Annotated in this window: 27 protein-coding genes; 12 read left to right on the top strand and 15 right to left on the bottom strand. The window is 33.9% G+C overall.

The features are described from left to right. The 8 genes from K0R77_RS02745 (at position 1) to def (ending at position 7,281) form a co-directional block, all read left to right on the top strand. Positions 1-1,086: an HmuY family protein gene (locus K0R77_RS02745; RefSeq protein WP_300347085.1), complete on the top strand. Its 1,086-nt coding sequence runs from the start codon at positions 1-3 to the stop codon at positions 1,084-1,086. A 24-nt stretch (positions 1,087-1,110) separates the two neighbouring features. Next, the gene (locus tag K0R77_RS02740) at positions 1,111-1,989 is read left to right on the top strand and encodes a hemin ABC transporter substrate-binding protein (RefSeq protein WP_300347081.1); all 879 of its coding nucleotides are present in this window, start codon (positions 1,111-1,113) and stop codon (positions 1,987-1,989) included. Continuing rightward, complete coding sequence (locus K0R77_RS02735; RefSeq protein WP_300347078.1) at positions 1,973-3,013, top strand: iron ABC transporter permease; 1,041 nt, start codon at positions 1,973-1,975, stop codon at positions 3,011-3,013. Before K0R77_RS02740 ends, K0R77_RS02735 begins: the two co-directional genes overlap by 17 nt. Then, positions 3,013-3,786 (top strand): heme ABC transporter ATP-binding protein, encoded by a 774-nt coding sequence (locus K0R77_RS02730; RefSeq protein WP_300347076.1) that lies wholly within the window; start codon positions 3,013-3,015, stop codon positions 3,784-3,786. The genes K0R77_RS02735 and K0R77_RS02730 overlap by 1 nt, the downstream gene beginning before the upstream one ends. A 1-nt stretch (position 3,787) precedes the next feature. Further along, a complete protein-coding gene (locus tag K0R77_RS02725; RefSeq protein ID WP_300347073.1) occupies positions 3,788-4,438 on the top strand; it encodes a class I SAM-dependent methyltransferase in 651 nt (216 codons plus the stop codon). Between the two features lie 4 nt (positions 4,439-4,442). After that, positions 4,443-5,471: a ChuX/HutX family heme-like substrate-binding protein gene (locus K0R77_RS02720; RefSeq protein ID WP_300347070.1), complete on the top strand. Its 1,029-nt coding sequence runs from the start codon at positions 4,443-4,445 to the stop codon at positions 5,469-5,471. A 231-nt stretch (positions 5,472-5,702) separates the two neighbouring features. Beyond that, positions 5,703-6,575, top strand: a complete 873-nt coding sequence (locus tag K0R77_RS02715) for a ChaN family lipoprotein (RefSeq protein WP_300347067.1) — start codon at positions 5,703-5,705, stop codon at positions 6,573-6,575. A 76-nt stretch (positions 6,576-6,651) separates the two neighbouring features. Continuing rightward, positions 6,652-7,281 (top strand): peptide deformylase, encoded by a 630-nt coding sequence (def, locus tag K0R77_RS02710; protein ID WP_300347064.1) that lies wholly within the window; start codon positions 6,652-6,654, stop codon positions 7,279-7,281. A 25-nt stretch (positions 7,282-7,306) separates the two neighbouring features. On the opposite strand, the gene K0R77_RS02705 is transcribed toward def, so the two are convergent. From K0R77_RS02705 to K0R77_RS02635, 15 genes are all read right to left on the bottom strand, one after another. Then, complete coding sequence (locus tag K0R77_RS02705; protein ID WP_300347061.1) at positions 7,307-7,825, bottom strand: hypothetical protein; 519 nt, start codon at positions 7,823-7,825, stop codon at positions 7,307-7,309. Between the two features lie 184 nt (positions 7,826-8,009). Continuing rightward, positions 8,010-8,432, bottom strand: coding sequence for an organic hydroperoxide resistance protein (locus K0R77_RS02700; RefSeq protein WP_300347059.1), 423 nt, complete (start codon positions 8,430-8,432; stop codon positions 8,010-8,012). After that, the gene (locus K0R77_RS02695; RefSeq protein WP_300347056.1) at positions 8,433-8,864 is read right to left on the bottom strand and encodes a MarR family winged helix-turn-helix transcriptional regulator; all 432 of its coding nucleotides are present in this window, start codon (positions 8,862-8,864) and stop codon (positions 8,433-8,435) included. A gap of 29 nt (positions 8,865-8,893) precedes the next feature. Then, on the bottom strand, positions 8,894-9,526 hold the full coding sequence (locus K0R77_RS02690) for an NAD(P)H-dependent oxidoreductase (RefSeq protein ID WP_300347053.1): 633 nt from the start codon (positions 9,524-9,526) through the stop codon (positions 8,894-8,896). Between the two features lie 173 nt (positions 9,527-9,699). After that, positions 9,700-10,065, bottom strand: coding sequence for a hypothetical protein (locus K0R77_RS02685; protein WP_300347050.1), 366 nt, complete (start codon positions 10,063-10,065; stop codon positions 9,700-9,702). Between the two features lie 12 nt (positions 10,066-10,077). Next, positions 10,078-10,806, bottom strand: a complete 729-nt coding sequence (gene lipB, locus K0R77_RS02680) for a lipoyl(octanoyl) transferase LipB (protein WP_300347047.1) — start codon at positions 10,804-10,806, stop codon at positions 10,078-10,080. A 31-nt stretch (positions 10,807-10,837) separates the two neighbouring features. Then, a complete protein-coding gene (gene trpA, locus K0R77_RS02675; RefSeq protein WP_300347044.1) occupies positions 10,838-11,572 on the bottom strand; it encodes a tryptophan synthase subunit alpha in 735 nt (244 codons plus the stop codon). A 50-nt stretch (positions 11,573-11,622) separates the two neighbouring features. Further along, a complete protein-coding gene (trpB, locus tag K0R77_RS02670; protein ID WP_300347041.1) occupies positions 11,623-12,807 on the bottom strand; it encodes a tryptophan synthase subunit beta in 1,185 nt (394 codons plus the stop codon). A 91-nt stretch (positions 12,808-12,898) separates the two neighbouring features. Continuing rightward, positions 12,899-13,351 carry an IS200/IS605 family transposase gene (gene tnpA / locus K0R77_RS02665; RefSeq protein WP_300347038.1) on the bottom strand — a complete coding sequence of 151 codons (453 nt, stop codon included), beginning with the start codon at positions 13,349-13,351 and terminating at the stop codon, positions 12,899-12,901. A 47-nt stretch (positions 13,352-13,398) separates the two neighbouring features. After that, a complete protein-coding gene (locus K0R77_RS02660) occupies positions 13,399-14,049 on the bottom strand; it encodes a phosphoribosylanthranilate isomerase (protein ID WP_300347035.1) in 651 nt (216 codons plus the stop codon). After that, on the bottom strand, positions 14,046-14,822 hold the full coding sequence (gene trpC / locus K0R77_RS02655; protein WP_300347032.1) for an indole-3-glycerol phosphate synthase TrpC: 777 nt from the start codon (positions 14,820-14,822) through the stop codon (positions 14,046-14,048). The genes K0R77_RS02660 and trpC overlap by 4 nt, the downstream gene beginning before the upstream one ends. 109 nt (positions 14,823-14,931) lie before the next feature. After that, on the bottom strand, positions 14,932-15,918 hold the full coding sequence (gene trpD / locus K0R77_RS02650; protein WP_300347029.1) for an anthranilate phosphoribosyltransferase: 987 nt from the start codon (positions 15,916-15,918) through the stop codon (positions 14,932-14,934). After that, entirely contained in the window at positions 15,915-16,598 is a 684-nt protein-coding gene (locus K0R77_RS02645; RefSeq protein WP_300347027.1) for an endonuclease/exonuclease/phosphatase family protein, read from the bottom strand. The genes trpD and K0R77_RS02645 overlap by 4 nt, the downstream gene beginning before the upstream one ends. A 12-nt stretch (positions 16,599-16,610) precedes the next feature. Next, positions 16,611-17,225: an aminodeoxychorismate/anthranilate synthase component II gene (locus tag K0R77_RS02640; RefSeq protein ID WP_300347025.1), complete on the bottom strand. Its 615-nt coding sequence runs from the start codon at positions 17,223-17,225 to the stop codon at positions 16,611-16,613. 18 nt (positions 17,226-17,243) lie between these two features. Then, the gene (locus K0R77_RS02635) at positions 17,244-18,668 is read right to left on the bottom strand and encodes an anthranilate synthase component I family protein (protein WP_300347023.1); all 1,425 of its coding nucleotides are present in this window, start codon (positions 18,666-18,668) and stop codon (positions 17,244-17,246) included. A 430-nt stretch (positions 18,669-19,098) separates the two neighbouring features. Here K0R77_RS02635 and K0R77_RS02630 point away from each other — a divergent pair, with 430 nt between their 5' ends. The 4 genes from K0R77_RS02630 to lysS all read left to right on the top strand — a co-directional run bounded on the left by K0R77_RS02630 (position 19,099) and on the right by lysS (position 22,641). After that, positions 19,099-19,314, top strand: coding sequence for a hypothetical protein (locus tag K0R77_RS02630; protein WP_300347022.1), 216 nt, complete (start codon positions 19,099-19,101; stop codon positions 19,312-19,314). Next, positions 19,314-19,676 carry a c-type cytochrome gene (locus tag K0R77_RS02625; RefSeq protein WP_300347021.1) on the top strand — a complete coding sequence of 121 codons (363 nt, stop codon included), beginning with the start codon at positions 19,314-19,316 and terminating at the stop codon, positions 19,674-19,676. The genes K0R77_RS02630 and K0R77_RS02625 overlap by 1 nt, the downstream gene beginning before the upstream one ends. Before the next feature lie 3 nt (positions 19,677-19,679). Beyond that, positions 19,680-20,603 (top strand): 23S rRNA (adenine(1618)-N(6))-methyltransferase RlmF, encoded by a 924-nt coding sequence (rlmF, locus tag K0R77_RS02620; protein ID WP_300347019.1) that lies wholly within the window; start codon positions 19,680-19,682, stop codon positions 20,601-20,603. Between the two features lie 337 nt (positions 20,604-20,940). Further along, entirely contained in the window at positions 20,941-22,641 is a 1,701-nt protein-coding gene (gene lysS / locus K0R77_RS02615) for a lysine--tRNA ligase (RefSeq protein WP_300347017.1), read from the top strand. The last annotated feature ends 110 nt before the right edge of the window (positions 22,642-22,751 follow it).

Here is a 22,751-nt window from a genome sequence, read left to right as displayed (position 1 = left end):
ATGAAAAAAATACTATTTTGCTTATTGATAGGCACTTCTTTTATTTCTCAATCATGTATAAATGACAACGAAGACCCCATAGCAGTACCACCTTCAGACGGATCGAGAGTTGATCCTGATGTGGGAGGTGCTACCCAGCCAAATCAGGTTTGGTTTGATTTGGGTACAGACACAGAAATCCTTACGAAAAGAACCGATTGGGATCTTGCATTATATTCAGGAAACGAATTTAAAGTGGTTTTAAACTCATCCATCATGATGGCGGCAGGTAAAATTCCTAATGCTACCAATATAGATCTGGTAACAGAAGCAAGTGTGGCGACATTAAAAACTCAGGTTCAGGTTGCTGATTTTAATCCTTCAAACGTTGCTTATATTGATGATGTAAAAGGTAATTTTCCTTCAGGATACACAGCAATTGAAGACATCAAAGCAAACGAATCTGATAACGCAATCTATTTGGTCAACATGGGTAAAGAAATTTATTCGGGAACGGTACCAACAGGTTCAGTAGCAACAGGTGGAGACAGTAGAGGTTGGATGAAAGTTCAGATATCAAGAACAGCTACAGGATATAAAGTGAAATATGCTGAACTTAATTCAGCTACTCATAAAGAACTAAGTGTCAATAAAAATACTGCTTATAACTATAACTTTGTAAGCTTAAAGAACAACAAAGAAGTTTTTATTCAACCTGAAAAAAAGAAATGGGATATCTGTTTTACTGTATTTACAAACACAATCACAGGAGCCGGAAGTTACATTTATGCTGATTTTGTAACGATTAATAATGTAGGTGGAGCAGCTGCTTACGAAATTATCGTTCCATCAACATCTTCGGGAGTTGAAGCCTATACAAATTTCAAAACTTCAGATATTGATCAGTCTAAATTTATTCACGACGATCAGAGAGTAATCGGTGCAAACTGGAGAAACCCTGTCGGGACCAATGGTCTCGAAGTATATGGTGACCGTTTTTATGTCATCAAAGATCCTGAAGGTTTCTATTTTAAATTACGATTTACGAGATTGACCAACACCGCAGGAGAAAGAGGAAGACCCCAATTTGAATACAAACCTTTATAGAAATAATCAAATAATAAGTAAAACATGAAAAAATTCATTCTTGCAGTTTCTGTACTTGCAGCAGTATATTCTTGTAAAAAAGAAACTTCAAAACCAACTGAAAATAAAACGGAAGTTTCTTCTGAAACTCCGAAAACCAATAATAAAATTGTTTCTCTAAGTGGAGGAATTACAGAGATTGTCGCAGCTTTGGGACACGAAAGCGAAATTGTTGCTACAGATGTTACAAGCACTTATCCTGAGAGTCTGAAAGCTACCGCTAAAGATTTAGGTCACGTAAGATCAATGACTATTGAGCCGATTATGGCTGTAAGCCCTACTTTAATTTTAGCTTCAGATAAAGATATTAATCCGGATTTGTTAGGGAAAATCAAAGCTTCAGGGATCAAAACTGAATTATTCAAACAGGAATTTTCTGTTGATGGAACCAAAAAACTAATCGCTGATGTTGCAAAAGCTATAGGTAATACAGATTATCAGAAACTAAACGATAAAATCGATGCAGATTTAAAGCAGGTACAGCCGATTGCTAAGAAACCAAAGGTATTGTTCATCTATGCAAGAGGAAATATGATGATGGTTTCAGGGAAAAATACTCCGATGGCAGCTTTGATCAGTCTTGCAGGAGGTGAAAACGCAATCAATGATTTTGAAGATTTCAAACCTTTGACTCCGGAAGCAGTTGTAAAAGCAAATCCTGATGTATTATTCTTTTTCACAAGCGGATTACAAGGTTCAGGCGGAAACGAAGGTGCTCTTAAAATGCCGGGTGTTTCACAGACCAATGCCGGAAAAAACAAAAAAATTATTGCGATGGACGGAGGTTTGGTTTCCGGTTTCGGTCCAAGATTAGGAGAGGCTGCAGTTGCATTAAACAAACTTTTAGTTGAGAACACAAAGTAAATTATACTTTTATTTTATTACAAGTGCCCTGTTGCTCATTATTCTGGCAACCGGGGCACTTTATGTAGGAGTTTACGATTTTAACGGTGTTTCACCCTTTACGGTTTTAGGACAGTTGATTCAAGGTGATCCGAATTTAGCCTTAAGTGATAAATATGTCATTTGGGATGTGCGTGCAGCACGAATTATGATGGCGATTTTAGTAGGAAGTATGCTCGCAGTTTCAGGAACGAGTTTGCAGGGATTGTTCAAAAATCCTTTGGCAACCGGTGAAGCAATAGGTTTAACTTCCGGAGCAACTTTACTTGCGGCAATTGCAATTGTTTTAGGAGGGCATTTCAAACAGTATCTTCCTGAAATGGTTCAGTTTTCACTGACGGGTATTTCAGCTTTTGTAGGAGCTTTATTAGCAATGATGCTGGTTTACAGAATCTCAACGAGTGCAGGGAAAACCAATGTAGTCATGATGTTGTTAAGCGGAGTTGCCATTACATCCATCGGTTTTTCAATTACAGGATTTCTGATTTATATTTCTAAAGACGAGCAGTTAAGAGATTTAACGTTCTGGAATATGGGAAGTTTAGCCGCTGCAACATGGACGAAAAACATCGTTTTAGCCATTGTAATAGCAATTTCATACACCATTTTACTCCCAAAAGGAAAGGCTTTAAATGCAATGATGTTGGGAGAAAGAGATGCGCAGCATTTAGGAATCAATGTTGAAAGATTAAAGAAACAGATTGTGATAATTACCTCTTTAATGGTAGGAACCTGTGTAGCATTTTCCGGGACGATTGGTTTTGTAGGTCTTATTGTACCCTATATTTTAAGGCTTTTATTTAAATCAAATTATACATTTATTTTGCCTTTGTCAGCAGTTTTGGGAAGTATTTTACTTTTAATTGCCGATACGATCAGCAGAAGCATTGTAGCACCGTCAGAATTACCCATCGGTATTTTGACATCACTGATTGGAGGTCCGATTTTCATTGCTATTTTAATTAAATTTAAAAAATCACTTTAATGTTAAAGGCAAATCATATCAATTATAAGCATAAAGAGTTTTTTATTCTTGATGAGGTTGATGTTTCTTTGAATTACGGAGAATTTTTAGCGATTGTCGGTCCCAACGGAGCCGGAAAGTCTAGTTTGCTCAGTGTTTTGGCAAATGAAATAAAACAGGGAAAACAAGAGATTTTATTTAAGGAAAAACAGATTTCAGCTTGGGAAGTACGGGAATTGTCAATGCATAAAGCAAAGTTTTCTCAGCATAACTCGAATGAAATTCCTTTGCAGGTAAAAGATGTAGTCATGATGGGACGTTATCCGTATTTCGATTCCCAACCTAGAAAAGAAGACTTCGAAGCAATGAATAAACATCTGTACGAAACCGATGTTTATCATTTGAAAGACCGGGATTACAATACTTTGTCGGGTGGTGAAAAACAGCGGGTACATCTTTCGAGAGTCATGGCTCAGGTGGAAAACCAAATTGAAAGAAAACTGATTTTCTTAGACGAACCTTTGAATAATTTAGATATAAAACATCAGTACAAAGCTTTAGAGATCATCAAAAAATTTACACAAAATGAAAATTCGGCAATCGTGGTTTTACATGATTTGAATTTGGCAGCCCAGTTTGCAGACAAGATTTTATTGATGAAATCTGGGAAAATTTCGGCGTACGGAACACCGGAAGAAGTTTTTACGGCTGAAAATATTACGAATGCTTATCATTTCCCCTGTACGATTTGTCCGCATCCTGTTAACTCAAATCCGATGATAATTTTTGGATAATATGGAAAAAGATCAACTTAAAATATTAGCACAAAATCTTGCCAATCCGCAAGGTGAAAAAGGAATCGAAATTGGCGAGATGATGAATGCCACCAATATCGGAATGACGCTGGAAAGCATCAAAATGCTTTTGCTTGAAGACAATGAAAATATCCTCGAAATCGGTCATGGAAATGCAGGTCATCTAAAAAATATTTTAAAGAAAGCTAAAAACTTAAAATACACAGGAATTGATATTTCTGAAACCATGCACAATGAAGCTGAAAAATTAAATAAAGATTTTAATGATCAGGCTGATTTTGTATTGTATGAGGGCGAAAAACTTCCTTTTGAAGATCAATTTTTTGATAAAATATTTACAGTCAACACCGTTTATTTCTGGGAACAACCTGTAGAATATTTAAATGAAGTTTACAGGGTTCTAAAAGATAATGGAACGTTTGTTCTTACTTTTAGTCAGCGTGATTTCATGGAAAAATTACCTTTCACCAAATACAATTTTAAACTTTATAATAATGACGAAATGGAAGAATTGATTTCAGAAAGTCATTTTAAAAGAATGAAAATCTCCGAAAAAGAAGAAGAAATAAAAAGCAAAACCGGAGATGAAGTAATCAAAAGAATTTACACAGTTTTAACCATAAAAAAATAAAATAATGAGCACATTAGTTAACGAACTGAAAGAAAAATGGGAAGCTCTTAAAGCAGAAAATCCACATTTGAGAATAAGAAATGCCGCAGAACAATTGGGTGTAAGCGAAGCAGAATTATTATTAACTAACGTAGGTGAAGAAGTTACCGTTCTGAAACCTGAATTTGCCAACATCTTGACAGAAGTTGAAAAATTAGGCAAAGTAATGGCTCTCACGAGAAATGATGAGTGTGTACATGAGAGAAAAGGAACCTATCTGAACGGCGATTTCAGCAGTCCTCATGCCCAGCTTTTTGTAGGTGAAGATATTGACCTTAGAATTTTTATGAATCACTGGAAATTTGCTTTCGCAGTAGTGGAAGGTGACCGAAAAAGCCTTCAGTTCTTCGGAAAAGACGGTTTGGCACTTCATAAAATATATTTAACAAAAGATAGCAATGTTGAAGCTTTCGATCCGATCGTGGCTCAGTTTAAAGCTGAAAACCAAAGCGAAACTTTCGAATTTGAAGCTGCCGCTCCAAAAGCTCCTGAAAAGGCTGATTCTGAAATTGATGCTGAAGGTTTCAAAAAAGCTTGGACTGAATTGAAAGATACCCACGATTTCTTTATGATGACCAGAAAATTCGGAGTTTCAAGAACTCAGGCTTTGAGATTGGCCCCTGAAGGATACGCTAAAAAGATGGAGACTTCAAAAGTGGTCAACGTTTTGGAAGATGCGTCTGAAAAGAACCTTCCGATCATGATTTTCGTGGGTAACAGAGGAATTATCCAGATTCATACAGGTGAAGTGAAGAAAACGATGTGGCATCAGCAATGGTTTAACGTGATGGACCCTGATTTTAATTTACACCTTGATGTAACTAAAATCGCTGAAGCGTGGATCGTGAAAAAACCTACGGAAGACGGTGAAGTAACAGCAATTGAAGTATTCAACAAAGAAGGTGATTTCATCGTTCAGTTTTTCGGAAAAAGAAAACCGGGAATCCCTGAATTGCAGGAGTGGAAAGATCTTGTAGCAGATTTGGAAAAGTAATTGATAATTGATTTGTAAAGGCCGTTTTGTTTTTTCAAGGCGGCTTTTTTCTTAAGTAATTGTAAATTTGCTTAACAGCAAAGGGTCATGAAATTTCCATTGATCCACTTAGCTTGTCATACCGTAGGGATCTAAACCGGATTATTAGAGATTAAACTGGAAAGATTAGTGTCTAAATCACTACGGAATAACAAATATGATGGTTACTAAAAACGACTAAAAAGACTAAAAATGAAAAATATTTTCATCGCCATATTATTGATTAGTTTCTGTTCTATAAATGCTCAGAATATAAAAGCTTTTCAGTTTTACAATCAAAAAGGAAAAGAAATTAAAACAGATAAATTGGTCAAAGAATTGGCGGAATATGATATTGTTTTCTTTGGTGAAAATCACAACAGTTCGATCAATCATTGGCTGCAATTGAAAATCACCGAGGAATTATTTACAAAGAAAAACGGACAGATCATTCTTGGAGCAGAAATGTTTGAAAGAGATAATCAATCTCAACTGAACAATTATTTAAGCGGAAAATTTGATGCTAAAACATTGAAAGATTCTGCCCGTCTTTGGAATAATTTTACCACAGATTACAAACCTTTGGTTGATTTTGCCAAAGATAAAAAACTGAAGTTCATCGCAACCAATATTCCCAGAAGATATGCTTCTCAAACAGCCAAAGAAGGTTTGGAATCATTGAATAAACTGAGCGAAAAAGAGAAAACTTATATTGCTCAACTACCAATAAAAGTAACTTTAGACACACCCGGTTATCCTGAAATGAAAACCATGATGGGTGAACATGCAGATGGAACGAAAGTGATGAATTTTATTTCTGCTCAGGCAACGAAGGATGCGACAATGGCAGAATCTATCCTGAAAAATTTTGAGGCAGGAAAAACATTCATCCATTACAATGGAAATTACCATAGCAAAGAATTTGGCGGAATTTACTGGTATATCAAACATAAAAATCCCAACCTGAAAATGGCTGTCATCTCCGTTTTTGAATCTGAAAATCCTGAATTGAAAATTCCTGAAAAAGAATATATCCCGACAGATTTTAATCTGATCATTCCTGCCGATATGACGAAGACCTATTAAATTTGATAAAGTAATATTCGGAATGACAAACTTTGTGTTTTAAAAAACATCTATATTTGTTTAAGATTTCAAAAAAATGAAAAAACTCTCTTTATTTCTCATATTTTTCGTCAGTTTTATCAACGCTCAAAAACTGACTTCCACCGAAATTTCTCTAATCAATCAAGGAGATATTAAAACATTATTACCCATTTTTCAAACGACAGATTCTCATCAGCATACAACATTATTAGATCAGTCGAAGGAAATCGATCCTACCGATCCAAACACCGCAGTTTTAGTAGCAAGAATGAAAGAATCCTTACTTTCGACAGACGGTGGAGTAGGAATTGCTGCACCACAGGTCGGAATCAACAGAAAAGTAATCTGGGTTCAGCGTTTTGATAAAGAAGGAGAACCGCTGGAATATTTTATAAATCCTGTGATCACATGGAAATCTGAACTTCAAAATCTCGGACCGGAAGGTGATTTGTCAATCCCGGAATTCAGAGGACAGTTTTACAGAAGCAAGGTCATTCAATTACAATATGTAGATTTAAAAGGACAAAAGTTTACAGAAATTGTAGAAGGTTTTACTGCAGTGATTTTCCAGCACGAAATCGACCATCTTTTCGGAATTTTAATTTCAGATAAAAAAGAAAAGGAACTGAATGATGAGTATATAAAAGTGGATGCTTATAAGAGGAGTGATTCTGTTACGAGGTAACTATTTTGGTTTTTATACTAGATGTTTAGGTAATAAAAGTATTTGTAATCTCTTTTATGATCCAACTTCCATCTTTTTGCTTTTCAAGTAAATATCCAAAACCAATTCCAAAAACTGAGTCATAATAAATGGTTTCGATATAAACAAAATTTTCATTAAAATATACTGGATTTGAAAATTGATACAGCTTTTTTCGCTTATCAATCTCTTGTTTATTTGCTATTTGAATGTTTGAATTTATTTCAGCATCAATATTTAAGGAATCAAAGATGTATACGTTCTGTTTTAATAAATTTAATGAATCAGATTTTCTGTTTTTAAATTTACTCCCTTTCAAATCTAATAAATGAATAATATTTTTATTGAAAAATGGAGGAGGTCCCGGTTCTTCACCTAAAATCTCTTTTTGACTTGGAACATAGATTTTTAATTTTTGAAATTCAGGATTTATTAAAAATTTGTGGTTTGCTCTGAAACTATTTCGTTTAGATTCATATTTCAAAATAGTATTTAATATCTTGTTTACTTCTATTTTTTCGTTCATTTCATTCTTAGTACAGCTAATTAAAAAAGTCATTGAAATCGTTAGTGAAAATATTTTATTCATGTTGAAATACATATGATTAGAATTATGTATAAAACTTCAAAAATGCTGAATTTATTCAACTTAAACAAAAAAATCTGCCTCCAAAGGAAGCAGATTCATATAATTAAAAAAGAAAAAAATCTTAGTTATTCGTTACCGAAAGTTTCACCTCAATATTATTTCTCGTAGCATTAGAATACGGACAAATCTGATGAGCTTTTTCAGTTAATTCCTGAGCCTTTTCAATAGAAACTCTCGGAATATTCACATCTAATTCTGCTGCCAAACCAAAACCACCGTCTTCATTTTGTCCGATGCTTACTTTTGCGGTAACTGAAGTTTCTCCGGTTTCAATTTTAGATTTATTGATGATCAAATTTAAGGCGCTGTCAAAACAAGCTGCATATCCTGCTGCAAAAAGCATTTCAGGATTTGTGTAATCGTCATTGGCTCCGCCTAATCCTTTTGGCATTCTCACCTCAAGATCCAAAACTCCGTTTTCGCTTTTTACCTGTCCGTTTCTTCCACCTTTTGCGGTAACGTTGGTTGTATATAATGTTTTCATTTATTTTTGAATTTTGTTTAAAATTTTCTCGACAGTTTCTTTCAGTTCCAGAAGATCTTCAGTTGTAAGATTTAGTTTTTCCTGCATTTTCTGCGGAATTTCACAGGCTTTTTGTTGTAAATTTCTTCCTGCATCATCCAAAAAAACTTCTACCACTCTTTCATCTTCTTTTTTTCTTTTACGAATGATAAAACCTTTAGATTCGAGTCTTTTCAGAAGCGGAGTCAAAGTTCCGCTGTCGAGATACAGTTTTTCACCGATTTGATTCACAGTCAATCCATCTTTTTCCCAAAGCACCATCATCACAAGATATTGCGAATAGGTAATATCCAGCTCATCAAGAAATGGACGGTATAAACCTGTAATTTCCTTTGCGATAACATAAAGCGGAAAACAAAGCTGATTTCCTAATTTGGGCGGATGATTTTCCATAATTAAATAAGGATGTTGAAAAGAAAAAACTATTTTCTAATGATAAATTCTTCCATCGGAATTCTTACTTTCTTCATGTGAGAAAGATAGTCGTTTTCGAGATCTCTGTAGCCAAGATATAAAAGACTTACGCTCTTCAGACCCAATTCTCTTAAATCTAAAATTTCGTCTACCACTTCATTGCTGAAACCTTCTGCAGGAGTAGAATCGATCTTCAATTCTGCAGCCTGAGCCATAGCTAAGCCTAAAGCAATATAAGTCTGTCTTGCGGTATGTGCAAAATGTTGATCAGGAGTTTGAGCACCATACAATTCTTTGATTTTATCGGTATAGCTGCTAAAACGCCCTCTCGGCAAATCTCTTACATCGGTATGATGATCATAAACTTTGTCAATCTTTTCGTTTGAATAGCTATCCCATGCTGCAAAAACCAAAACATGAGAAGAATCTCTCATCACTTCAGGATTCAATGCACCTTTTACCATCTTCTCCTTCAGTTCCTGATTTTCTATTACAATCACACGGAAAGGTTGTAGTCCTGATGAAGTAGGAGCTAGTCTTGCAGCTTCTAAAATTTTATTTAAATCTTCTTCTGATACTTTTTTTGTTGAGTCATATGCTTTTACAGCGTGTCTCCAGTTTAAATTTTCTATTAACGACATTGTTTGTTATTTTTTATCTGTTTAAAATTTTTTGACCAGAATATTTATTTGATCAAATTAACAAAGCAAAGGTAGTTAACAATTAAATTGTGTGCAATTTAATTTTGAGAAATGTATTTTAGATGAAATCTATTTAAAATTGTAATAAAATATTTATCAAAAGATTTAAGCCATTATTTATCATTTCGATAATTTTCAAGCAAATTATTTTTGATAATTTCTTGGTCTCTGAATATGTATTCTATGGAATCTCCTTTATCTTTTGATATTGAATCTCCTATTTGATAAGGAAATTCTAACATTTTACTAGTGCCATTTGAATATTTTACATAAGGGGCATTGTGTTGTTCTTTATTATCGTAAAGATCGATTACTGACGTGTGTCTTTCTATATTTAATAAGCTGTCTTTCGTAATTTCATCTCCATAAATAGATTCACGAATATATAAAAAGCCAATAATCACAACTAAAAAAATGACCATAGATATTTTGATTTTTCGTTCTATTCCAGGCTCAAATTGTATCTGACCGTAACTCATAATTGTAAATAATTATCGACTCACCAATTCCGCTACAAAAACATCTGCAAAATGCTTTCTGATCTTCATTTTAATATCTTCAACTTCTTCCTGAGTCAATTCTCTTTCCAATTCTCTTTTCAAAGAAGTCACCTGTTTATCTTTAATTCCACACGGAATAATGTATTCAAAATAACGCATATCGGTATTGACATTAAAAGCAAAACCATGCAAAGTCACCCAACGGGAAGCTTTTACACCCATCGCACAAATTTTTCTGGCGTAAGGTTTTCCTACATCGAGCCAAACCCCGGTTTCTCCGGGTGAGCGTTCACCTTTTAAACCAAATTCAGCCATAGTCCGAATAATAACTTCTTCAAGATTTCGCATGTATAAATGAATATCGGTGAAGAAATTTTCAAGATCTAAAATCGGGTAACCCACAATTTGTCCGAAACCGTGATACGTAATGTCTCCGCCACGATTTACTTTTACGAAAGTAGCATCGATTTCCTTTAATTTATCAATTCCGGCGAGCATATTTTCTTCATGTCCGCTTTTGCCTAATGTGTAAACGTGAGGATGCTCCACCAAAAGAAAATGGTTAGGAGTTGTAATGTGCTCTTCAGCAGGTAAGTCGCGGTTTTTGATTTTGGTATCGATGATTTCTTTCATCAGTTTTTCCTGATAATCCCAGGAAGACTGATAATCTTTTACGCCCAAATCTTCAAATGCTACGACTTTATTTTGATGTGTGTTCATTCCAATTATTAACAGACAAATTTAGTGATTTTTAATTTTTTATTGAATGAATAAAATCTATTGCATTTATCTTCCAATCTTTATCATTCAGCAAAATATTGACGAATGCAGTTCCTATGATTCCGCCGTCTGCTTTTTCGGTCACGTTTTCGAAATCTTCTTTAGATTTAATTCCAAAACCGATCATCACAGGATTTTTTAATGAAAGTGCTGCAATTCTAGAAAGGTAATCTTCATTTTTTAAAACTGCATTCTCGTTTCCTGTTGTGGAAGACGAGCTCACAGCATATAAAAACCCTGAACTCAAAGAATCAAGATACAGAATTCTATCATCCGAAGTTTCAGGTGTGATCAGAAATGTAAAATTTAAATTATATTTTTCTAAAATTTTCTGATAATTTTTTTCGAATTCGATAGGTGGAAGATCAGGAATAATCAATCCTGAAACACCACTTTCAGAACATTCTCTACAGAAATTTTCAAATCCGAAGCTTAAAACAGGATTGATATAACCCATCAAAATTACCGGAATTTTCATTTCATTTTTAGTTGATTTTAGCTGAGAAAATAGTTTCTCAATCGTCATTCCGTTTTTTAAAGCCTGTTCGTGAGCTTTCTGAATGACAGGTCCGTCTGCAACCGGATCAGAATACGGCATTCCGATTTCCATCATATCCGCTCCCGAATCCTGAATTAGTTTTATAATTTCTGCTGTATCTTCCAGTTGAGGAATTCCTGCTGTGAAGTATATATTGAGTTTTTTCATTTTTTAGAATTTAGAGGTTATTTTTCATGCTGTATACTAATGTCTAGTATCTAGCTTCTAATTTCTTTTAAGTACGTTTCCATATCCTTATCACCACGTCCGCTCAAACAGATCACGACAATATCATTTTCATTAAACCTTTTCTTATTTAAAACTGCCAACGCATGAGCACTTTCCAAAGCAGGAATAATTCCTTCCAGTTTTGTCAGTTCAAATGCAGATTCTAAAGCTTCATCATCGTTAATGCTGAAAAATTCCGCACGGTTTTCTTTAAACAAATGGGCATGAAAAGGTCCGATTCCCGGATAATCCAAACCTGCTGAAATTGAATGAGGTTCAACCACCTGTCCGTCTTTTGTCTGCATGACCAGACTTTTACTTCCATGCAAAACTCCTAAAGTTCCCAGGAAAGTAGTGGCAGCTGATTTTCCGGATTCTACTCCAAAACCTCCTGCTTCTGCAGCAATGATTTTCACATTTTCTTCCTCTACAAAATGATAAAAAGTTCCCGCTGCATTGCTTCCTCCGCCGACACAGGCAATTACATAATCAGGATTTTCTCTTCCGATTTGTCCGTAAAGCTGTTCTTTAATTTCTTTGGAAATTACACTTTGAAATCTCGCCACCAAATCGGGAAAAGGATGCGGTCCTACAACACTTCCGATCACGTAATGAGTTGTGGTTGAGTTGTTAATCCAATCTCTTAAGGCTTCGTTCACGGCATCCTTCAAAGTTTTTGATCCTGAAGTTGCAGGAATTACGGTTGCTCCCAACATCTTCATTCTTCCAACATTCGGAGCCTGTCTTGCAATGTCAACCTCGCCCATGTAGACGATACATTCCAAACCTAACAATGCGCAAGCTGTTGCCGTAGCAACACCATGTTGTCCGGCTCCGGTTTCGGCGATAATTCTGTGTTTTCCGAGACGTTTTGCTAACAAAACCTGTCCTAAAGCATTGTTGATTTTATGAGCTCCCGTATGATTGAGATCTTCTCTTTTCAGATAAATCTTTGTATTGTATTTTTCACTTAAATTTTTCGCAAAATAAAGCGGAGTAGCACGTCCAACATAATTTTTAAGCAAATCCTGATATTCATCTTGGAAATCTTCAGATTCTATGATTTTTAAATAATTATTCTGAAGTTCTTCCACGTTCGGATACAACATTTCGGGGATAAATGCGCCTCCGAATTCTCCGTAATAACCGTTTTGATCTGGGTTTTTATAATTCATATTTTTTTATTTAATAATAGAAAGTCCCAAAGGGACAATTTAACAAAGCATAGGAATTTATTCCTATGAATTTAGCGAGATCATAAAGACATCAATCCCAAATATATTTTTCGTCATAATCTATTTTGTATTTTTTGTAATAATTAACCATCTCATATTTGAAATCAAATTCTTTATGATGCTCTCTTTGGTTTTTAATATATTCTGTAACCACGAAAATGTTATTTGGACTAACAGAAAAAGCTCCATAACCTTCCTGCCAAAAGAAATCTTCATATTTTTTTCCTTTAGTCTTAATCCACTTAGATGAAATTGCTTTTATCTCCTGTACAAATTTCATCAAAGCAATTTTTCTTGACAATAAACATAGAATGTGAATATGATTATCGTTTCCACCAATTTGTAATGCTGGACTTTCTAAATCTTTACATAAAGCCGAAATATATGCGAAGAGCTCGGTTTCTATTTTCTCATCAATAAAATCATTTCTATATTTTGTACTAAAAATGATATGAATGTAGTTTTTGACTAAAGATTGTGGCATTTTTCTGTTGTGTTTTATATTTTAATAGGATTTTATCCTATTCTTTGTTAAGTCGTCCCTTTGGGACTTTGAAATAAATTTACCAATTTTTTTATTTTTTCTACATCTTTATTTCCGGGTCCCATTTCAAATCTTGAATTGATGTCTAATGCAAAAGGTTTTTGATTTATGAGTTCAATGTTTTTGATATTTTCTAAAGAAATTCCGCCGCTTAAAAAATAAGGAATAGGAATTTCAATTTCATTTAAAATATTCCAATTAAATGTTTCTCCGGTTCCGCCGTACGCTTTTGAATCAGTGTCGAAAAGTAAGTAGTTGATGGTTGACAGTTGTCTGTTGATGTTTTTTTGCAATTCATCGGAAGATTGATTTCCAATTCTGATAACTTTAATAATTCTAATTTTAGGATTCAGTTTTTTCCTTAGTTCAGAAATAAACTCATTATTTTCGTCACCATGAAGCTGAATAAAATTTAAATCTGCCTTTTCTGCAATTTCTATTAATTTATCTAAATTTTCATTAACAAAAACTCCGACTTTTCCTGAATGATTTATTTTTAAAATTTCATCTAAACTTAAATGATTCAAAACATATCGTGATGATTTTTCATAAAAAATAAAGCCAAGAAAATCTGTATTCATCGAAATTAATTCCTGAATCTGATCCAATTTTGTTAAGCCGCAAACTTTGAGTTTCATGATATTTTATTTGTAAATTCTTCAAAAGCTTTTGCAGGATTTTCGTTTTTCATAAAATATTCTCCCATCAAAAATCCGTCAAAGTCTTTTTCTTTTAGATAATTAAAATCTTCAATATTATAAATTCCGCTTTCTGCAATTGATAAAACGTTTTTTGGAAGCTGATTTTTCAGATTGACAGAATGTTTTAAATCAACTTTGAAATCTTTTAAATTTCTATTGTTAATTCCTACAAAATCAACTGTTTTGTGATAATGTTTGAGTTCTTCTTCTGTATGAATTTCCAACAAAACTTCAAGACCTAATTGATGAGACAATTCTGTGAACTCTAGAACCTGAGAAGGTGAAAGACAAGCAGCAATTAACAAAATAAGATCTGCTCCTATATTTTTTGCTTCATAAAACTGATATTCATCGATCATAAAATCTTTTCGAAGAATTGGGATGTTGATTTCTCTTCTTGTTTTTAAAATATCATCAAAACTTCCTCCAAAAAAATCTTTATCTGTCAAAATAGAAACCGCACTTGCTCCGAATCTTTCATACTCAGAAACAACTTCTATCGGAGAAACTATGTCATTAATTATTCCTTTTGACGGAGATTGTCTCTTAAATTCAGCAATAATTCCGGATTTGGACTTTAATGTTTCTTTTAACGATAACGTTTTTCTGTTGAAAAATTCTGAATCTGTTAGTTGCTGTACAGAAATTTTAGATTTTGATTCTTTAATTTCCTGTTTTTTTCTTTCTATGATTGTATCTAAAATAGTCATGTTGGTAATCGGTTTCTAATTCTTACACATTGCGACCCGGCTTGAACAGAACTCCTTTTGCAAAGCAAAAGAGTGGGAGTGGAAGACGGAAATTGTCGCCATAAAAAAATTAATGAATTAAATTATTCAGACTTCTCAATGCTTTCCCGCTTTCCAGACTTTCCTGAGCAAGAAGGAGACAGTCTTCATATTTTCCGAATTTTTGAGTATGATGAAGCGCAACCGCCGCATTAGCAACAACAACTGCGTTTTGCTCAAACGTTCCATTACCTTCCAAAATATTTCTGAAAATTTTGGCTGATTCTTGAGGAGTTTCTCCGGCAACAATACTTTTTGGATCTAAAGTATTAAAACCTAAATCTTTCGTGGAGTAAATTTCTTCGCTGTTTTTTGTGATGATTTTGCTGTCGCTGGTTAAGCTTATTTCATCATAACCATCCAATCCGTGCACAATTGTGAATTCACGATTGTCTTTTTGAAGGAGATATTGATAAATTCTTGCAATTTCTAAATTGTAAACTCCGATCACCGAAAACTGAGGTTTTGCAGGATTCACTAAAGGTCCGAGCAAATTGAAGAAAGTTCGTAACCCTAAAGATCTTCGCAAAGCTCCTACTGATTGCAAAGCGGGATGAAAATAGGGTGCATGTAAAAAACAAATATTTGCTTTTTCTAAATCTTCATTCAGACTTTCAGAATCATTATGAAATTGATAACCAAGTTCTTCCAGAACATTTGAAGAGCCTGTAATTGTCGATGCACCGTAATTTCCGTGTTTGGTTACTTTTTGTCCGGCTCCTGCAATAACAAAGCCTGCTAAAGTAGAAATGTTGATGGTATTTTTCCCGTCACCGCCTGTTCCGACAATATCCAAAGCATCGCTCGCATCGATGTTGACGGGAACTGCCATTTGCAGCAGAGCCTGTCTGAAACCTTCAAGTTCTTTTAAGGTAATATTCCGCATCAGAAAAACAGTGATAAATGCTGTAACTTCTGCTGTGTTGAATTTATTTTGAGCAATCTCAATCATAATCGCTTTTGCTTCAGATTTTGACAAAGTATGATGATTGAAAAGGTATTCTAAGATTTCTTTCATTTGTGTTGATTTTGGTTAAAAATTTCACAGATTATTAAATTGTGATCAGATATATTTTTTTCGATTTCGATCATTTTTGTTGTATATGTTTTATTGGACAAAAAATCCATATTTATCACTGTATGAATTGCAGAATCTTCATTTTTTTTAGTAAGTATTTCTAAATTTTGATTCTCAAAAAAATCTTTTGTTTCTTCAATAACTTTTGCACCTGGATATTTCCAGCCGGAAAATGAGATGTTGAAATCTCCTGAAAAACAAATATTTCCCTTCAAATTGGTAATATCGTTTTTCTGTTGTTCTAAATCATTTTCAAAGTGAAAACCTCTTCCACCAAAACTTCCAATAATGCTTCCATATATAGTAAGCTCACCAAAAGGAGTTTCCACTAATCCACAAATACTTGTAAAAGAGTCGTATGTTGAAATCTTTTCTTTAAAAGGGAATTTAGAATAAATACTTACTCTGTTTTCACCTTCCGAGTAGTTTTGGTTTTCATAGATCGGAGGTAAAACCGTTGTATGTAAACTAAAATATTTTTCTCCAAAATCTAAACAAAGATTGTTTTCTGTGAGAATAATGATATCAGGATTTTCAGCGACAATTAAACTCTTAATTTTCTCTATTTTCATAGCCTGATTTTTCTTTGGTCGTTCAAGATTCCAACTCAGAATTTTCATTTCTATTTAAAATTAATTCAAAAGAAAATTTCTGATAATCACTTCTCCTTCAGGTGTCAAAATACTTTCGGGGTGAAACTGAACGCCGTGGACATCGTAGGTTTTATGTTGCAAAGCCATGATCATTCCGTCATTATCGACTGCGGTAATTTCTAACTCGTCAGGAAAATTTTCGTTGTTGACAGCCCAACTGTGGTATCTTCCAACCTCGATTTCTTTTGGTAAATTTTTGAAAAGCTTTACATCTTCCTTTATCGTTTTTGAAGTCGTTGCAACCCCATGAAAAATCTCTGAAAGATTAATCAAATTTCCACCAAAAGCTTCTGCAATTGCTTGTTGACCAAGGCAAACTCCGAGAATACTTTTCTTTGGAGCATATTTTTTAATCAAATCCAGTAAAATTCCGGCTTCTTCAGGAATTCCAGGACCTGGAGAGAGAATGATTTTGTCATATTTTTCAATTTCTTCTAATGAAATTTCATCATTTCGATGAACATCAACTTTTTGATTGGTGATTTTTTCAATCATCTGAACGAGATTGTAAGTGAAACTATCGTAGTTATCGAATACCAATATTTTAGTTGTTGGTTGTTCGTTGTTGGTTGTTGGTTTTAAAATATTTGTCATTTTATTTTTCTTTAATAATTAATTAGCAACCAATTTTTCTGCTTTTTCAACTGCTTTTTTCAAAGCATTTAACTTATTGTTGACTTCTTCCAACTCATTTTTGGGAATTGATTTTGCCACCAAACCGGCTCCGGCCTGATAAAAAAGAGTATTGTTTTTGCTTAAAAAAGTTCTGATCATAATCGCCTGATTGCAATCGCCATTTAATCCAATCATCCCGATGCAGCCACCATAATAACCTCGAGAATCTTTTTCGTATTCATTAATCAACTCAAGAGCTTTGTATTTTGGAGCTCCGCTTAAAGTTCCCTGTGGAAAAGTTGCAGAAACAATTTCAAATGGATTGGTATTTTCTTCCAAATCTGCTGTAACTTCACTTACCATATGAATGACATGAGAAAAAAGCTGAATTTCTTTTAATTTGGTTACAGTAACATTTTTTCCGAGTTTTCCAAGATCATTTCTTGCCAAATCCACCAACATTGTATGTTCGGCATTTTCTTTGGGATCTTTTTTTAAAGCTTCGGCTGAAAGTAAATCGGTTTCAAAATCGTTGGTTCTTTTAAATGTTCCTGCGATGGGATGAATAATTGCTTTGTTATCTTTAATAATCAATTGACTTTCAGGACTTGATCCGAATAGTTTGTAGTTTCCGTAATCGAAAAAGAAAAGATAAGGTGAAGGATTGATATTTCTTAAAGCACGATACACATTGAATTCATCTCCTTTGAATTTCTGCTCAAATCTTCTGCTGAGAACCAACTGAAAAACATCGCCTCGCATACAATGTTTTTGAGCCACTTTTACCAGTTCAAGATACTCTTCGTCAGTAAGATTAGAAGTTTCTTCATCTATTTTTTCAAAAGGAAAAACGACAGAATTTTTATTTTTAATTAAATTTTCCAAAGTGTAGGCTTCAGATTTTACGCCATCGATTTCATTTTCTATCAAATGCATCTCATCATTGTAATGATTGATCGCAATGACATACTGATACAATCTGTAACGAAGAATCGGAATTTCAACTTCTTTGCTTTGTGGTTTAAAGTCAATTTTCTCAAAAAGCGGAACAGCATCAAAACTTGTATATCCAAAAAGACTTTGAGCGGTTTCCTCTATTTTTTCATTTGTTTTTTCACATACAAAAACTTTTGAAAAATCATTAAGCAAATCTGTCACTTGAATGTTCTCTAAAGTTTTTTTCTCCGGATTTTCATTTGGAAATTTTATTTCAAATTCGTGATGATTTTTGATCTCAATTCCGGCAATTGCATTGATCGCAATAAATGAAAAATTGTTGTCGGTGCTTTTGATATCCGAACTTTCAAGTAAGATCGTATCTCTGAACTTATCGCGAATCTGAAGATAAATATTCATCGGAGTCTGAAGATCGCCCAATGATTTTTTGGAGGTAGTTTTTATGTGGATTTTGTTGTTAAACATTTTAATTTTTTTAAATAGTTGACAAAAAAAAGACTTCAACGCAATCGTCAAAGTCTATATATTTTCTATAATATTCCGGTTGTATTTAGCAACAAGATAATAGCATCAGACCCGACGAAGAGTTTGAGTGCCACCACCAAAAATTGTTGCTTGTATTAAACATGGGACAAATGTAGATATTTTTTTTATATCAAAAACAAAAATTAGAAAAAATTTAATTATGATTTAAAAAAGGTGTGAATTCTCTTATTTAAAAGTTTATTTTTATATTTTTGTCAGCAGATTAAAAGGCTATGAAATCGGTTTCGGTTTTGTTATAATAATTAGAAATAATAGAAATTTAGATATGAAATCGCTCTGTTTGTTTTAAATTCACAAGCATTTTGAGTAGCGATAACATATGTCCTTTAAAAACAATAAGTATTTACATATGAAAAAAGTATTAGCAATCGCATTTATCGGAAGTTTATTCGCAGTTAGTTGTTCAAAAAAAACAGACAAATCTTTACAAGACAGCAATATTATGCTTGAAGAACCTGCAGCTCCTACTGTTCCGGCTGATTCTACAGTTAAAACTGAAACTGCTCCGGCAACTGCAATTCCTGCTCCGTCACCATCTACAGATTCTACGGCATCAAAAAAATAATGAAAAAACTGTTTTTAACGGGAGTATTGAGTTTGCTTACTTTTTCCTGTTCTAAGAAAGAAAATTCAGAAATACAACCTTCATCAGATGCTTCTACACCTGTCACGACCAATGTTTCGGGACAAAGCTTGATAGAAGCATCTGACTGTATGGCGTGTCATAATGCCGATGAACGTTTGATCGGACCTTCATATAAAGAAATTTCTGCAAAATATTCTGAAAAGGATATTGAAATGCTGGCTTCAAAAATTATAGAAGGAGGAAGCGGAGTTTGGGGAAGTGTTCCGATGCAGCCTCATCCGCAAGTGTCAAAAGCTGACGCAAAAAAAATGGTGGAATATATTTTAAGTCAGAAAAAATAGTTGATGACCGAAAAATCAGGACTGCACATAAGAAATTTACATCGAAATTCTTACAATTTTGAACAGTTGATTTCCTGTGTGCCGGAACTGAAACATTATGTTTTCACCAATGCTTATGGGAATTTAACCTTAAATTTCAGCATTCCGAAAGCTGTAAAATTGCTTAATAAAGCTTTATTGCAACATTTTTATGATGTTAAAAATTGGGATATTCCTGACGAAAATCTTTGTCCACCCATTCCGGGACGTGCAGATTATATTCATTACATCGCAGATTTATTAGCTGAAAATTTAGCGGAAATACCCAAAGGTTTATTGATAAAAGGTTTGGATATCGGAACCGGAGCCAATCTTGTCTATCCTTTGATTGCCCATCAATCTTATGATTGGGAGATGATCGGAACAGATATCAATCAAAAATCTTTGGAAAATGCTCAGAAAATTTTGGATTATAATCCTGGTTTTTCTGAAAATATAAAATTGAGATTCCAGCCGGATTCAAATTTTACATTTAAAAATATTCTTAATTCTGAGGATAGATTCACTTTCTCCATGTGCAATCCACCATTTCATGATTCAGAAGAATCTGCCTTGAAAGGAAATCTCAGAAAAACAAAAAATCTTAAAAAGTCAAAGGCTCAAAAGCCAAATCTCAATTTTAGTGGACAACAATCTGAACTTTGGTGTGAAGGTGGCGAAGTGGCTTTTATCTCAAAAATGATTGAGGAAAGTGCTTTGTATTCGACTCAAATTCTTTGGTTTACATGTTTGGTTTCCAAAAAAGAAAATCTTTTCAAACTGAATTCACTTTTAAAAAAAGTAAAAGCTGTCGAAGTGAAAACAATTGATATGGCGCAAGGTCAGAAAGTGAGCAGGATTTTGGCTTGGACTTTTGTGCTCCCGAAAGAAAGAAAAACTTGGGTCTAATTTTTTTGGCAGCAACGAACTTGGTTCGTAAACTTCGATAAAAGCGTTCGCTTATATCTCATTTATGCCTTCCGATCCCAATCTTTTGCTTTGCAAAAAGATTTCCGCTCAAGTCGGGCTGAAAATTGAATGTTCATATCTTGTTTCGAGAATTAAACCTCACTTTGTCATTCCGGAAGGATCTAGACAAAGCTGTAGAGATTCCTCCGGAATGACAAAGTGTGTATTGAAATAAATTACAATAAATAATGTTTGTTATTTTGTGGTTGCTCGAAAATTTAACTTCCATAAACACTTAAAATTCACTATTTTTGCAATTCGAAAAAATTGAATTATAATGCAATTATCAGAACAGGAAATCATTAGAAGAGAAAAGCTGAATAAGCTTGTTGAAATGGGAATCAACGCTTTCCCGGCAGAAGAATATGTCATTACAGATACTACAGAATCTATAAAACAGGATTTTTCTGAAAGTAAACAGGTGAAGATTGCGGGAAGATTGATGTCCCGCAGAATTCAGGGGAAGGCTTCTTTTGCTGAATTGCAGGATTCTACAGGTAAAATTCAGGTGTACTTCAACAGAGACGAGATCTGTACAGGAGAAGACAAAACTTTATATAACGATGTTTACAAGCATTTATTAGACATCGGTGATATCATCGGAATTGAAGGCGAATTGTTTACGACTCAGGTTGGTGAAAAAACAGTTTTGGTAAAAAACTTTACGTTGCTTACCAAAGCATTACGTCCACTCCCACAGGCAAAAACGGATGAAAATGGAGTAGTACATGATGCTTTCAACGATCCGGAAATGAGATACAGACAGCGTTATGTAGATTTAACGGTGAATCCGCAAGTGAAAGAAATTTTCGTGAAAAGAACAAAATTGTTCAATGCAATGAGAACTTTCTTTAATGATGCAGGATATTTTGAAGTTGAAACTCCAATTTTACAGTCAATTCCTGGTGGAGCTGCGGCGAGACCGTTTATAACCCATCATAATGCTTTAGATATTCCATTATATTTAAGAATTGCAAACGAATTGTATCTGAAAAGACTGATCGTTGGTGGATTTGACGGTGTTTATGAATTTTCGAAAAACTTCAGAAATGAAGGAATGGACAGAACGCACAACCCGGAATTTACAGCAACGGAAATCTATGTTGCTTATAAAGATTATAATTGGATGATGGACTTCACAGAAAAATTGTTGGAATTCTGCGCAACTTCAGTGAACGGAAATTCTGAATCTACTTTTGGCGAGCATACGATCAGCTGGAAAGCACCTTATCCACGAGTTTCTATGACTGAAGCGATTCAAAAATATACAGGTTTTGATATTACAGGTAAAACGGAGCAGGAATTATTCGACTTTGCTAAATCTATCGGAATCGACGTTAACGAAACGATGGGTAAAGGAAAATTAATCGATGAAATTTTTGGCGAAAAATGTGAAGGAAACTTTATCCAACCGACTTTCATTACAGATTACCCGATCGAAATGTCGCCTTTAACGAAAAAACATAGAAGCAAAGAAGGTCTTACAGAACGTTTTGAATTAATGGTTTGTGGAAAAGAAATTGCTAATGCTTATTCGGAATTAAATGATCCGATCGATCAAAGAGAGCGTTTTGAAGAACAGTTGAAATTAGCTGAAAAAGGTGATGATGAAGCTGGACAATTCATCGACGAAGATTTCCTAAGAGCTTTAGAATACGGAATGCCGCCAACCTCTGGTTTAGGGATCGGAATGGACAGATTGATTATGTTTTTAACGAATAATCCGTCAATTCAGGAAGTATTGTTCTTCCCTCAGATGAGACCGGAAAAAACTGTTCCTCAAATAGAATTGGGTGAAGACGAAAAAGTGATTCTTGAAATTTTAAATTCTCAACAAGAAGCATTTTCTTTAGCTGAAGTGAAAGAGAGAAGTCAATTATCAGGAAAAAAATGGGATAAAGCTTCTAAAACTTTGACTAAACATAATTTGGTGAAGGTGGAGAAGATTGATGAGAATGTTTTGATGAAACTGGTTTAAAATTAATCATTACTCTTAATTAGAAATAAAAATTCCTGAAATTATTTTCAGGAATTTTTATTTCAGATAAACTACAAATAAATATTTTTCGTTGTTAAAAAAAAGCTAAG

Origin of the sequence: Chryseobacterium sp. (assembly GCF_029240215.1) — a bacterium.
In the GTDB taxonomy this organism is placed as follows: Bacteria; Bacteroidota; Bacteroidia; order Flavobacteriales; family Weeksellaceae; genus Chryseobacterium.
This window is presented reverse-complemented; position numbering and strand designations above follow the sequence as displayed.